We start from the raw sequence: 9,969 nt of genomic DNA on the forward strand, positions 1-9,969 counted from the left end.
GTCGCACGCCACACCGAAGGCCGCGGCTTCGACATCATCTACGACACCGTTGGCGGAAAGGTGCTCGACGCGTCCTTCGCCGCCGTGCGCCGCTTCGGGCATGTCGTGAGCGCGCTCGGCTGGGGCACGCATGCGCTGGCGCCGCTCTCGTTCCGCGAGGCGAGTTATTCGGGCGTGTTCACGCTCTATCCGCTCTTGAGCGGCGTGAATCGCGCGCATCACGGCGAGATGCTGCACGAGGCGACGCGGCTCGCCGAGGCGGGCCAGCTCGCGCCGCGCGTCGACCCGCGCCGCTTTGCGATGGCCGACGCAGCGCTCGCCTACGAAGCGGTTGCCGATGGCAGCGCGGCGGCCAAGATCGTTGTCGATATCGCTTGAAGATGCAGGCAAGCGGGCCGCCGCGACGCACTCAATGCTGGATGCCCCAGCGCCGCACGGTCAGACGCTCGAGCGTATCGAACACCAGATGCTCGACGAGCAGCCCGATCACAATGACCGCCGCGAGGCCGGCGAACACGCGGTCGGTGTAGAGCTCGTTGCGGTTCTGAAAAATGTACCAGCCAAGCCCGCCCTGCCCCGCGCTCGCGCCGAACACGAGTTCGGCCGCGATGAGCGTGCGCCATGCGAAGGCCCAGCCCACACGCAGGCCCGCGATGATCGAGGGCAGTGCCGCCGGCACGAGAATCAGCGCGACCTGGCGCACACCGCTCAGCCCGTAGTTGCGGCCCGCCATGCGCAGCGTGGCTGGCACGCCGAGAAAGCCCGTGTACATGTTGAGCGCGAGCGGCCACAACACGGCATGAACGAGCACGAACAGCAGACTGCCCGTGCCGAGGCCGAACCAGAGCAGCGCAATAGGCAGGAGTGCGATGGAAGGCAGCGGGTTGAACATCGCAGTGAGCATGGAAAGCAGATCGCGTCCCACACGCGTGGAGACCGCGAGCGAAGTCAACACGAACGCGAGCACCACACCGATCGCATAGCCGCGCAGCAGCACCGACATCGAAATGCCGGTTTTCACGAGCAACTCGCCGCTCGCAATACCCTGCACGAACGCGGCAAGCGTCGCGCCGAACGTCGGCACGAGCAGATCGTTGGCGACAATGCGCGCCGTAATCTCCCAGCCCGCGATGAGCACGAGCGCAATGAGCGAACGGCGCAGCCAGCCTGCATCCAGCACGCGCCGGGCGAGCGGCAGCGGCGCCGAATCGCCGCCCGCCTGTACGGGCTGCAAGGATCGCTCATATTCCGCACGCACCGGCGGCAAAGGCGGCAGAACTTGATCCGGCGTACTCATGAGCGGACCTCCGTGGTGGCTTCAGCGTTGGCGGGCGCGTCAGGATCGGTATCGAACAGCAAGCGATGAATGCGCGCCACGCTCTCGCGAAAGTCCACGCCACCCAGGCTCGCGTGCGAATACGCGTGACTGTTGCGTTCGGCGCGTACGCGCCCCGGATGTGGCGAGAGCAGCAGAATGCGATTGCCAACCACGAGCGCTTCCTCGATCGAATGCGTGACGAACAAGAGCGTGAAGCGCGCGTCGTCCCAAAGGCGCAGCAACTCCTCCTGCATTTTGCGGCGCGTGAGCGCGTCGAGCGCGGCGAACGGTTCGTCCATCAGCAGCACGCGCGGCTGCATGGCGAGCGCTCGCGCAATCGCCACGCGCTGCTTCATGCCCCCCGACAGCGTATGCGGATACGCATCGGCGAAGGCGGCCAGCCCCACCTTGTCGAGGTAATGCAGCGCGCGCTCGCGTGCTTCGGCGCGCGAAAGCTTGCGCGCCACGCGCAACGGGAACGCCACGTTCTCGGCCACCGTTTTCCAGGGCGGCAACTGGTCGAACTCCTGGAACACGACCACGCGGTCGGCGCCCGGTCCGCGCACGGGTTCACCTGCGAGCGAGATCGAGCCCGACACGGGCTCGATGAAACCTGCAATCGCCTTGAGCAAGGTGGATTTACCGCAGCCCGAAGGGCCGAGCAGCACGAAGCGGTCGGCGCCATAGACGTCGAAGCTCACGTCCTGCGTGGCGCGCACGATACGCTCGCGATTGCGGTATTCGAGGCTGACATTGTCGATCGCGAGCAGACGCTCGCTATGCGCCCCTGCCTCAAGCTCGGACACAGCGTGAGCGGCGCGCTCGACATGCGGTTGTGTCCCGGCATCGACGCGGGCTGCCGCGCCCGCTTCGCGGCGAGTTGCCGGAGCGCGTTCCCATAATCTGGACGTGGTGACGTTCACTTTTTGCAAATCCAGCGGATAAAACGTCAACATACCGGCAGGCGCCACGCATCCCAACCAATGAATCGGCATATTCAAACGAGGCCGGCGAATAAGCGGTCAATGCACGCCACAAACGCGAACGGGCCCCAAGGGGGCCCGCTCCGCAGTTGCACGACGACGTGCGCTCAGCTGCCGTTGACAATGGCCGGATCGTCGAAGAAATAGTCGCGCCACGATTTGGGTTCGTTGCGGATCGCGCCCACGCGATACATGAACTGCGCGAGACCCAGCGTATTCTGCGGCGCCGTTTTGAACTGCACCTGCGGATCGCGCAAGATCTTCAGCAGCAGGTTGCGGTCGATCTTCGAGCCGTTCACGCGAATATAGATATCGGCGGCCTGCTCGGGATTCGCGGAGATGAACTTCGCCGCGTCGGCCAGCGCCGCCACGAACGCGCGATAGGTCTTCGGGTTTTCGTCGCGGTACTTCTGGGTCGCGTAGAGCACTGTCGCCGAGCTCGGGCCGCCTAGCACGTCGTACGAACTGAGCACGATATGCGCCTTCGGATTGCCGGCAAGCTCCTGTTGCTGGAATGGCGGATTGCCGAAATGCGCCGTCACGACACTGCTGTTCGCGATGATCGCCGCTGTGGCATCGGGATGCGGAATGGCCTGGGTGAATGCATCGAGCCGGTCGAACTGCTTGTCGCCCCATTGCTTCGCCGCCGCATATTGCAGCACGCGCGACTGCACCGAAACGCCCACCGCAGGCACGGCGACGCGGTCCTTGCTCGTGAAATCGGCAATCGTCCTCACGTTCGGATTCGTGCTGACGAGGTAGTACGGCAGGTTGCCGAGCGACGCCACGCCTTTCACGTTCTGGCGGCCATGCGTGCGGTCCCATACCGTGAGCAGCGGTCCGACGCCCGCGCCCGCCACGTCCACGGCGCCCGAAAGCAGCGCGTCGTTTACTGCCGCACCGCCCGAAAGCCGCACCCAGTCCACCTTGATATCGATGCCGGCCTTGCGGCCCTCCTGCTCGATGAAATGCTGGTCGCGCACGACATTGAGCATCAGATAGACCACGCCGAACTGCTCCGCAATACGGATCTGGCCTTCGGCCCGCGCCGGTGCGGACACGCTCAAGCCAACCGATGCGAGCGCGAACGCAAGCGAAGCGGCGCCCACGCGCCGCCACGTGCTTGCGCGGCTCGCAAGCGTATTTCCCATCAAAGACAACATCTCAGGATTCCTCTTTATTGTGCTCAATGGCGCTCGCCACGCGAGCGCCATGTGGCGCGTATCAAAACGGCGTGTCGCCTTCGATGGTGGTGCGGTAGAGCTTGCGGCGCAAATGGTCGGGCGTGCCCGCCGCGAGATGCATGAGCGAGCGGTTGTCCCAGAACACGAGGTCGTGTTCGCGCCAGACGTGCCTGTAGAGATGTTCGGCACGCACGCTGTGCGCGAACAGTTCGTCGAGCAGCGCGCGGCTTTCGTCTTCGGGCAGATCGACGATGCGCGTCGTGAAATGCTCGCTCACGAACAGCGCCTTGCGGCCCGTTTCCGGATGCGTGCGCACGACCGGATGCACGACGGGCTTCACCTGCTCGATCTGCTGCGCGGAAAGATTCGGCCGCCACGGGCTGCGCGCCTGCAGTTCGGCGTAGCGCGCGAGATAGGTGTGCTCGGCGCGCCGCCCCTCCACGGCGTTGCGCAGATGCGCGGGCAGGCTGTCCCACGCGAGATGCATGTTGGCGAACAGCGTATCGCCGCCTTCCGAAGGCAGTTCCTGCGCATGCAGGAAGGAGCCGAGGCTCGGCTTTTCCTTGTACGAGAGATCGGAGTGCCAGAAGTGACCCGCGTCCCCGAGGCCAATGGGCTTGCCGTTTTCGACGATGTTCGAAACGATCAGCACCTCCGGGTGGCCCGCCAGCGCGAACTGGGCAAGCACGTGAACCTGCAGCGGCCCAAAGCGGCGGCTGAATTCAACCTGCTGGTCCGGCGTGATGTGCTGGTCGCGGAACACCAGGACGTGATGATCGAGATGCGCGCGATGAATACGCGCGAAATCCTCGCTCGACAGCGGCTGCGCGAGATCGAGGCCGACGACTTGCGCGCCGAGCGGCGCATCTAGCGGAAGAATGTCGAAACGTTGTGGCACGGCGTGCGAGGCGCGCTCGCTGGTTGGGGGCAAGGTGGCAGGGGTGGTCACGCGGCAAGCCTTTCTGGTAAGCAAGGGCTCCAATCTACGTGCGCACACGGCGGCTGACAACGAAGCAAATCCGATACGTTTATCCGTTCGAGTCATAAAGACGCTGCTAACGCGTACGGCGGACAACGCTTTCGGCCGGGTTTGTGGCCATACTCGGGCCGCATCTGTCCTCGGGTGCACAAACAAACAGATGGCCCGCGGTGGACTCGACAACGCAACGACCGACGTTTGGAGACATTCGGGCATCCGCTCGAACGCGCCCGAGCCCGATCGCTCACTTCAACCGTTGCCACACGACTTTCGATGCCCCATATCCGAAGCTTCCGGGCGTGTAGTAGGTCAGCCGGTCGCCATCAAGCGTGAACGGACGCTGCTGGACATCGCCGTCCCAGTTCGGAAACGTTCCGTTCTGAATGTGGAAAACGATCACGCGTGCCGCCGCGTCGACGGTATAGGTGCCGAAATGCGCGAAGTTGCCCTGGACGATGCGCTGGTTCTCTTCGGTGCTACCCCACAGCCGGTTGCCCTTGGCGAACTTCGGCAGGTCCGCACGCAATCCGACCAGCACGTACCGGCCGTCACTGCTGAAAATGAGCTGGCCCCGCGGATGCGGCCCGAGCACCTCGACCTCGCTGCCGCTTTTGTATTCGGTCAACGAGACCAAAGACCATGAACCCACCAGGTCGGGCGCCGCCTGGGAGAAAGCCTTCGGAATCACCAAACATAGCGCGAGTGTCACCAGCGCTGCGGCCGGCAGGGTTCGGAGCATGGGTCTCATTGCGTTCTCCAGCACACGTGCAGTCACGATGGCGCTGCACGACAAGTTTGCGTACCTTCCACGATTCACTCGAAAACGGCAGGGAGCAACGGACTCCCAGGTAGTTCGCATTCACTGCTTCCGGTGAAGTCCGGCAGTCCCGTGTGAGCCGGCATGCTAGCGGAGTCGATCATTAACATTCATTTGCATTCCCCGAAGCTCACTGCGATCACCGAAAGGCATCGCTTTTAGCATAGCGTTCCAGCTAGCGCCTTCCAATGGAAACGGCCACCCGAGTCGATGCCTCGTTCGTGTAGACGAGCGGCGCCGGGTCTGTGTCGGGTCTGCGCCTGCCTCGCGCTTTCCTCAGTCTTTTTTTCGATCGAGGACGATAGTCGACGCACAACCCAGCCGCATCACGAAAGCTGCGCTTGCTCTATCGCGCAAGCCACCTGCGTGTGGTGTCTTGTCGAGCGCGCGGATTATCGGAAGTTGACGAACCACCCGCTCGATACAGCATCAGCCAATCACCTTCAAGACTCCTCTTCATTTGTCCCCTACACGACGCGGATACAAAGGGTCTGCTACTATCATCCGCAGCCTCGCAGGTCTTGTCACACCGACGGTTAAACGTACATTACAGTGCGGTTACGATCCGGAGGACAGCGTGTCATGCCAGCTTCATTGATCGCCTACTGCGGCCCCGCAGCCATCCCTGAAGATCTCTGGCTGCGCTGGAATACCGATCCATGGTTGCTCGCGGCGCTTGCCGCCCTCGCATGCGTGATTGCCACCGGTCGCTCGGCCGATGCACGCGCCGGCTGGGTGGCGCTTGCGTTGATGGCCGTCGTATTCGTCTCGCCCCTGTGCGCCTTGTCTTCGGCATTGTTCTCGGCGCGGGTCACACACCACATCATTCTGATCGCCGCCGTCGCGCCCCTTCTCGCGCGCGCCTTCCCGCTGCCGCATTTGCCCTCGCCGCCGCTCGTGCCGGTGGTCGCGGCTCATGCCGTCATCGTCTGGCTCTGGCACGCGCCGGGGCTCTATACCTGGGGCCTCGCCACCGTGCCCGCCTGGTGGCTGATGCAGACCACTCTGCTCGGAAGCGCATGGCTGATGTGGCGCAGCATTCTCGCGCCAACGGTGCAGACCGGCGCCGCATTGATGGCGCTGGTTTCGACGATCGGGCAAATGGGCCTGCTCGGCGCGCTGATCGTCTTCTCTCCTCGACCGCTCTACGTGGTGCACTTCAACAGCACGGCCGCGTGGGGCCTCACCCCGCTAGCCGATCAGCAACTGGCAGGACTACTAATGTGGGTGCTAGCAATGATCCCTTATCTCGCCGTGGGACTCTGGATCACCTGGTCCTCGCTGCGCCCAGGGGAGCCCGCGCTTTGACTACCGTCCTGAAGTTCATCCATCTGGCCGCCATCGCGATCTGGTCGGGCGGTCTCATCGTGCTGCCGTTCCTGTTCTGGCAGCGACGCATGCTCACGGCAGGTCCCGAACTCGACCGCTTGCACCGCATCACGAGGCTCGTCTATGTCGAGCTGACCTCGCCGGCCGCGTTCATCGCCATCGCGAGCGGCACCGTGCTGATCTTCCTGCAGGCCACGTTCGTCGAATGGTTCTCGGTGAAGATGGTGTTCGTCAGCATCATGGCGATGCTGCATGTCGTTGCCGGCCTCGTCCTCCATCATCTGTTCCTGCCCGAGGGGCACTTCAGCCGGCTTTCGTCGATTGCGCTCGCAACCGCCTATGTGCTCGTGATCGTCGCGATCATCTGGGTCGTACTCGCCAAGCCGCACATTCCGTCAAACACGTTCGCCCCGCATCTGTTCGAGCCAGGCGGACTCGCCCGCTGGCTGCATCAGTCCTTCGGGGAAACCAGAATGCCAACGCCATGATCGAACACGAGCTTGCCCCCATGCCAGCCCGCGAAGCCCGTCATCACCGAGGCCATGATCGACAGCACGAGGCCGTGCGGCAAGACCTCGGCCGGATACATGAGGCGCAGGCCCCAGTTGGCGCCCGCGATCGCGAGGAGTGTCATGGCGGCCACGGCATGCGACCAGCTGGCCTCGCGCAAGCGGATGCCGCGCACGAGCAGCAGTTCGGCCGTGCCTGCAGTGCTCGCGCCCACGCCGCTCCAGAATGCAAAGCCGGCGGCCCAGAGACCCGCCCTCACCCAGAACGGATCGCCCGACCACCAGTAGAGGACGTCGACGCCCAGCGTGGCGACCACGAATGCAATCGGGAAGTGCACCATCATGACGTGAATCGGGTGCCCCACGAGTGCCACGACCGAGCCCGCATCGAGCCGCAACAGTTCGAGCATCACCTCGCTCTTCGTATGGGACCCGGAATCGCCTTTCTTTGCCATGGTCAATGCCCCCCGCGTCGAATGAGTGATCCTTCGACGCATCATAGTGCCTTCTTGCATGGGCTGCTCCGGGCTGGATCGATCGCGGCGCTCTCCGGTTGCGCCGGTCCGCTCTCGACGCTCTCGCCTTCCGGGCCCGCCGCGGCTTCGATTGCGGGGCTGTGGTGGGTGATGCTGGCCGGCGCGGCCGTGCTGTTCGCCCTCGTGCTCGTGCTGTTCTTCCTCGTGATCTGCCGACCGGGCTGGGGCTCGGGCGTGTCGCCCGCGCGCTGGATCGTGCTGGGCGGGCTCGTGCTGCCCGCCGTGATCCTGATCCCGCTCATCTGCTATGCACTCTATGCCGGCGAACGGCTGCTGCCGCTGCCGGGCCAAACGCCGCCGCGCATCGAGGCCATCGCGCAGCAATGGAGCTGGACTTTCCGCTATCCCGATGCGGGCGGCCTCGAAACGAAAGACGTTTTGCATCTGCCCGCCGGCACGCCCGTCGACATCGTCGTCACGAGCAAGGATGTCGTGCATGCCTTCTGGATTCCGCGTCTCGCCGGCAAGATCGACGCGGTCCCGGGCCACGAAACGCGCCTGCGCATAGAGGCCGATCAGCCGGGCCGGTACGACGGGCTGTGCAACCAGTTCTGCGGACTCGGCCATGCAGGCATGCACTTCGCGGTGATCGTCGATCGTCCTGAAGATTATTCCGCCGCCCTCAAAGAGGCGGCCGCCAGCGGGGAGGTGAAAAAATGAGTGTGCCCGTCGAGCCCCCTTCACAGGGCGTAAGCGCGCTGCGGCTGCACCGGCAGCTCGCCGCAATATGGGCCACGGGGCCCGGCGTGCAGCGGCTCGCCGCCGTGAACCACAGCGTGCTCGGCATGCGCATGATGATCACGTCGTTCGTGTTCTTCGCGATTGCGGGCATTCTTGGCATGTTGACGCGCGTGCAGCTCGCGAGCCCGCGCGCCAACTTCATGGACGCGGAGACCTACAACCAGGTCTTCACGATGCATGGCTCGATGATGCTGTTCCTGTTCGCCATTCCGATGGTGGAGAGCTTCGCGGTCTACCTCACGCCGAAGATCCTCGGCACGCGCGACTTCGCCTTTCCGCGGCTCACGGCTTACGGTTACTGGTGCTACCTGTTCGGCGGCACGATCCTCACCGTTGCGCTCATCATGCACGTGGCCCCCGACGGCGGCTGGTTCATGTACACGCCGCTCAGCTCCCACGTCTATACGCCGGGCATCAACGCCGATGTCTGGCTGCTCGGCGTCACGTTCGTCGAGATCTCGGCGCTCTCGCTCGCCATGGAGATCGTCGTCTCGATCCTCAAGATGCGCGCGCCGGGCATGTCGCTGGACCGCATGCCGATCTTCGCGTGGTACATCCTCGTGACGGCCATGATGATGATCGTGGCGTTTCCGCCGCTGATCCTCGGCTCGATCATGCTCGAGGTCGAACGCGCCTTCGGCCTGCCGTTCTTCGACCCGCGCCGCGGCGGCGATCCGCTGCTGTGGCAGCACCTGTTCTGGCTGTTCGGCCACCCGGACGTCTACATCATCTTCTTGCCGATGGCGGGCGTGCTCTCGACGATCATCCCCGTGTTCGCGCGGCGGCCGCTCGTCGGCTACCGGACCATCGTCGTCGCGATCATTGCGCTTGCGTTCCTGAGCTTCGGCATCTGGGTGCACCACATGTTCACGGTGGGCATTCCGCATCTGGCGCTGGCGTTCTTCTCGGCGGGCTCGGCGATCGTCGCGGTGCCGACCGCGATCCAGTTCTTCGCGTGGCTCGCCACGCTCTCGCACGGGCGTCCGCGCTGGGACGTGCCGATGCTGTACATCTTCGGCTTCTTTTTCGTATTCACGGCGGGCGGGCTGACCGGCGTGATGCTCGCGATCGTGCCGTTCGACTGGCAAGCTCACGACACATATTTCATCGTCGCCCACATGCACTACGTAGTGGCCGGCGCCCTCGCGTTTCCCATGCTGGCGGCGTTCTATTACTGGCTGCCGCTCCTCACCGGGCGCACCGCCGTGCACAAGCTGTCGCAGCCGGCGTTCTGGCTCGTCTTCATCGGCTTCAACATGACGTTCTTCCTGATGCACCTGACAGGTCTGCTCGGCATGCCGCGGCGCATCTTCACCTACAGCGGCGACGAGGGCTGGAACTGGCTCAACCTGCTTTCCTCGGTGGGCGGCTTCGTCATGACGATCGGCTTTGCGCTGGTGGCAATCGACATCGTCGTGCAATTGCGCTTCGGCAGACGCGTGCGGCGCAACCCGTGGGATTCGACGACGCTCGAGTGGGCCATGCAGATCCCGCCCGCGCCCTACGCGTTTGCCTCGCTCCCGCGCATCGGCGCGGAGACGGACGGCGTCGCGCCGGGCCACCTCGCCGTGTC

The 9,969-nt window shown here is 64.4% G+C and carries 11 protein-coding genes; 5 read left to right on the forward strand and 6 right to left on the reverse strand.

Translation table 11 applies throughout. The features are described from left to right. A partial coding sequence (locus VMJ11_RS34115; RefSeq protein ID WP_325625618.1) for a zinc-binding dehydrogenase occupies window positions 1-378 on the forward strand: 378 nt, incomplete at its 5' end. A 31-nt stretch (window positions 379-409) separates the two neighbouring features. Here VMJ11_RS34115 and VMJ11_RS34120 read toward each other — a convergent pair. From VMJ11_RS34120 to VMJ11_RS34140, 5 genes are all read right to left on the reverse strand, one after another. Beyond that, the gene (locus VMJ11_RS34120) at window positions 410-1,297 is read right to left on the reverse strand and encodes an ABC transporter permease (RefSeq protein ID WP_325625620.1); all 888 of its coding nucleotides are present in this window, start codon (window positions 1,295-1,297) and stop codon (window positions 410-412) included. Then, a complete protein-coding gene (locus VMJ11_RS34125) occupies window positions 1,294-2,241 on the reverse strand; it encodes an ABC transporter ATP-binding protein (RefSeq protein ID WP_325625622.1) in 948 nt (315 codons plus the stop codon). The genes VMJ11_RS34120 and VMJ11_RS34125 overlap by 4 nt, the downstream gene beginning before the upstream one ends. Before the next feature lie 167 nt (window positions 2,242-2,408). Next, window positions 2,409-3,464 carry an ABC transporter substrate-binding protein gene (locus VMJ11_RS34130; RefSeq protein WP_325625624.1) on the reverse strand — a complete coding sequence of 352 codons (1,056 nt, stop codon included), beginning with the start codon at window positions 3,462-3,464 and terminating at the stop codon, window positions 2,409-2,411. Window positions 3,465-3,525: 61 nt separating this feature from the next. Then, the gene (locus VMJ11_RS34135; protein WP_414694566.1) at window positions 3,526-4,434 is read right to left on the reverse strand and encodes a TauD/TfdA dioxygenase family protein; all 909 of its coding nucleotides are present in this window, start codon (window positions 4,432-4,434) and stop codon (window positions 3,526-3,528) included. Between the two features lie 274 nt (window positions 4,435-4,708). After that, window positions 4,709-5,212 carry a lipocalin-like domain-containing protein gene (locus VMJ11_RS34140; RefSeq protein ID WP_325625626.1) on the reverse strand — a complete coding sequence of 168 codons (504 nt, stop codon included), beginning with the start codon at window positions 5,210-5,212 and terminating at the stop codon, window positions 4,709-4,711. Window positions 5,213-5,863: 651 nt separating this feature from the next. On the opposite strand from VMJ11_RS34140, the gene VMJ11_RS34145 reads away from it, so the two are divergent. Together VMJ11_RS34145 and VMJ11_RS34150 are read left to right on the forward strand one after the other, a co-directional pair. Then, complete coding sequence (locus tag VMJ11_RS34145) at window positions 5,864-6,589, forward strand: cytochrome c oxidase assembly protein (RefSeq protein WP_325625627.1); 726 nt, start codon at window positions 5,864-5,866, stop codon at window positions 6,587-6,589. Next, window positions 6,586-7,098, forward strand: a complete 513-nt coding sequence (locus tag VMJ11_RS34150; protein WP_325625629.1) for a CopD family protein — start codon at window positions 6,586-6,588, stop codon at window positions 7,096-7,098. The genes VMJ11_RS34145 and VMJ11_RS34150 overlap by 4 nt, the downstream gene beginning before the upstream one ends. On the opposite strand, the gene VMJ11_RS34155 is transcribed toward VMJ11_RS34150, so the two are convergent. Beyond that, window positions 7,062-7,574: a DUF2231 domain-containing protein gene (locus VMJ11_RS34155; RefSeq protein WP_325625630.1), complete on the reverse strand. Its 513-nt coding sequence runs from the start codon at window positions 7,572-7,574 to the stop codon at window positions 7,062-7,064. The genes VMJ11_RS34150 and VMJ11_RS34155 overlap by 37 nt on opposite strands. A gap of 54 nt (window positions 7,575-7,628) precedes the next feature. Here VMJ11_RS34155 and coxB point away from each other — a divergent pair, with 54 nt between their 5' ends. Further along, window positions 7,629-8,315, forward strand: a complete 687-nt coding sequence (gene coxB, locus VMJ11_RS34160) for a cytochrome c oxidase subunit II (RefSeq protein ID WP_325625631.1) — start codon at window positions 7,629-7,631, stop codon at window positions 8,313-8,315. Further along, on the forward strand, window positions 8,312-9,969 hold a 1,658-nt coding region (ctaD, locus tag VMJ11_RS34165), incomplete at its 3' end, for a cytochrome c oxidase subunit I (protein WP_325625633.1). The genes coxB and ctaD, both read left to right, overlap by 4 nt.

The sequence above is a fragment of the Paraburkholderia sp. genome (assembly GCF_035501035.1).
GTDB lineage: Bacteria > Pseudomonadota > Gammaproteobacteria > Burkholderiales > Burkholderiaceae > Paraburkholderia.

Coding starts and splice junctions, on each gene's coding strand:
- VMJ11_RS34145 (WP_325625627.1), top strand. CDS start 5,864: ATGCCAGCTTCATTGATCGCCTACTGCGGCCCCGCAGCCATCCCTGAA.
- VMJ11_RS34140 (WP_325625626.1), bottom strand. CDS start 5,212: ATGAGACCCATGCTCCGAACCCTGCCGGCCGCAGCGCTGGTGACACTC.
- VMJ11_RS34130 (WP_325625624.1), bottom strand. CDS start 3,464: ATGTTGTCTTTGATGGGAAATACGCTTGCGAGCCGCGCAAGCACGTGG.
- VMJ11_RS34155 (WP_325625630.1), bottom strand. CDS start 7,574: ATGGCAAAGAAAGGCGATTCCGGGTCCCATACGAAGAGCGAGGTGATG.
- VMJ11_RS34120 (WP_325625620.1), bottom strand. CDS start 1,297: ATGAGTACGCCGGATCAAGTTCTGCCGCCTTTGCCGCCGGTGCGTGCG.